The 2,042-nt window shown below is 70.9% G+C and carries 2 protein-coding genes; both read left to right on the top strand.

The window, feature by feature from the left end; all coding sequences use genetic code 11:
- Nucleotides 1-359: 359 nt before the first annotated feature.
- Nucleotides 360-1,490, top strand: a complete 1,131-nt coding sequence (locus ACFWI9_RS16225) for an acyl-CoA dehydrogenase family protein (RefSeq protein WP_387162413.1) — start codon at nucleotides 360-362, stop codon at nucleotides 1,488-1,490.
- 65 nt (nucleotides 1,491-1,555) lie between these two features.
- The gene (locus tag ACFWI9_RS16220) at nucleotides 1,556-1,954 is read left to right on the top strand and encodes a RidA family protein (protein WP_387162412.1); all 399 of its coding nucleotides are present in this window, start codon (nucleotides 1,556-1,558) and stop codon (nucleotides 1,952-1,954) included.
- Nucleotides 1,955-2,042: the final 88 nt, after the last annotated feature.

The raw sequence follows: 2,042 nt of genomic DNA, 5'->3' as shown, positions 1-2,042 counted from the left end.
TTTTTTTTTAAACCCCCCCGGCGTTGGCTTCGGCTGGGGGGGGGGGGGGGGGGGGGGGGGGGTCCCCCCCCCCCCCCCCAGGCCCGGACGGATCGGCCGTTCGGCCTGGGCCGGGTGCGTTCAGCAGCAGCCGAGGCCACTGGTCCGCCGGCGGCAGATGGTCCCGCGCGAAGGTGTCGAGGTGGGCCGAGGGTGACAGCTCCATGTTCGCCCCTTGTCGTGGTGGGGTCGCGCATCGAGCGTAGCGTGTGGGTGACGACAGTCAACAGTCCGCGATACTGTGCTTTCCCGGGGACGGCCGAACGGTACGGCGCGGTCGCACGGGCCCTGGGTCCAGGCCGCAGGAAGTAGGGGATCGGATGTCCGCATTCTCGCTCGATCCGGCACAGAGCGCTTGGTGCGCCGAGTTGCGCGCACTCGCGGTCGAGCGGCTGCGCCCGCTCGCCGAGAAGGGGGAGCCGGGGCGGGTGAACCGTCCGCTGATCGCCGCACTCGGCGAACTGGGCTTGTTGAAGCGCCTGTTCAGCGACGCGAGTGCGCTTGACCTGTGCCTGCTCCGGGAATCCCTCGCCCATGGCTGCACGGAGGCCGAGACCGCCCTGGCGCTCCAAGGACTCGGTAGCTACCCGGTGCTCCAGGCGGGGACACCGGCCCAGCGTGAGCGCGTCCTGCCCGATGTCATCGCGGGCCGGGCGGTGGCGGCCTTCGCTCTCAGCGAGCCCGACGCCGGCTCCGACGCCGCGGCACTGGCACTCGAAGCCGCGCCGGACGGCGACGGCTGGCGGCTCACGGGGGAGAAGTGCTGGATCTCCAACGCCCCCGAGGCGGATTTCTGCACCGTCTTCGCCCGAACAGGTGAGGCGCCCGGAGCGCGCGGCATCAGTGCCTTCCTCGTCCCCGCCGATCGGCCGGGGTTCGGTGGCAGCCCCCTGGAGATGCTCTCCCCGCACCCCATCGGCGTCCTGCGCTTCGACGGCGTACCCGTCAGCCGCGCCGATCTGCTCGGTGAACCGGGCGGCGGCTTCCGCGTCGCCATGAGCACCCTCAACCTGTTCCGCCCCAGCGTCGGGGCCTTCGCCGTCGGCATGGCCCAGGCGGCGCTCGACGCCACCCTCGGCCACACCGCGCACCGCACGGCCTTCGGCGGCCCACTCAAGGACCTCCAAGCCGTGTCCCACCAGGCGGCCGAGATGGCCACCCGGATCGAGGCGGCACGGCTGCTGGTGTACGCGGCGGCCTGCGCGTACGACTCCGGCGCGGCGGATGTCCCGCAGCGGTCGGCGATGGCGAAACTGTTCGCTACCGAGACCGCGCAGTACGTCGTGGACACCGCGGTGCAGTTGCACGGCGCACGCGCGCTCCAGCGCGGCCATCTGCTGGAGCACCTCTACCGGGAGGTCCGCGCACCGCGGATCTACGAGGGCGCGAGCGAGGTCCAGCGCGGCATCATCGCGAAGGAGCTGTACCGGCGCCGCACCGGTGAGCTGTAGGGAATTCGTACCGGCGATGACGGCGACGACATGACGAGGACGACGATGACGACGAAGGGCACTCGATGAGTCTCGAACGCATCAACCCGCCCGGTCTCTCCCCGGCCACCGGCTTCTCCCACGCCGTCGCCGCGACCGGTTCCCGGGTGGTGTACCTCGCCGGTCAGACCGCTCTCGACGCCGGTGGCAAGATCACCGGCACCGGCATCGCCGAACAGTTCGAAACGGCCCTGGCCAACCTCCTCGCCGCGCTCACCGCCGCCGGTGGCACCCCGCACGATCTGGCCCGGGTCACCGTCTACGTCACGGACGTGGCCGACTACCGTGCCCACTCGTCCGAACTCGGGAAGGTGTGGCACCGGTTGGCCGGGCGGGACTACCCGGCCATGGCGGTGATCGGTGTGGTGCGGTTCTGGGATGAGGAGGCGCTGGTGGAGATCGACGGGATCGCGGTGCTGCCCTAGGTGTACTGCCCAGGCAGGTTGGTCGAGTTTGTGCGACGACACGGTCTGAATCTGGCTGACGACGAAGGCCTCCGGTTGTGGAGTGGAG

The organism is Streptomyces sp. NPDC127084 (assembly GCF_042724175.1).
Classification (GTDB): domain Bacteria; phylum Actinomycetota; class Actinomycetes; order Streptomycetales; family Streptomycetaceae; genus Streptomyces.
This window is presented reverse-complemented; position numbering and strand designations above follow the sequence as displayed.

Bases quoted from the DNA above. Each gene is read 5' to 3' on its own strand.
- ACFWI9_RS16225 (WP_387162413.1), top strand. From the start codon at position 360: ATGTCCGCATTCTCGCTCGATCCGGCACAGAGCGCTTGGTGCGCCGAG.
- ACFWI9_RS16220 (WP_387162412.1), top strand. From the start codon at position 1,556: ATGAGTCTCGAACGCATCAACCCGCCCGGTCTCTCCCCGGCCACCGGC.